1 protein-coding gene is annotated in these 243 nt (G+C 58.4%); it reads right to left on the reverse strand.

Going from position 1 to position 243, the window contains the following annotated elements; all coding sequences use genetic code 11:
* Positions 1-243, reverse strand: a 243-nt coding sequence (locus tag MXD62_RS09420; RefSeq protein WP_368862357.1) for a hypothetical protein, incomplete at both ends; no start/stop codon positions are given.

Here is a 243-nt window from a genome sequence, read left to right on the forward strand (position 1 = left end):
GTCAGCAGCTCCGCCTGATTGTCAGCGATACCGCCGCCCGCTCCGCCCAAGGTATAGGCAGGGCGGACGATGACGGGATATCCGATCTTGTCGGCAAACACGAGCGCCGCTTCCACCGATTCCACTGTTTCGCTCTCCGGTACCGGCTCATTGATCCGCTCCATCAATTGTTTAAACAGCTCACGGTCTTCCCCGTTTTTGATCGCCTCAAGCGGCGTACCCAGCAAGGCAACTCCATACTCC

The sequence above is a fragment of the Frankia sp. Mgl5 genome (genome assembly GCF_023242985.1).
Classification (GTDB): Bacteria; Actinomycetota; Actinomycetes; order Frankiales; family Frankiaceae; genus Parafrankia; species Parafrankia soli.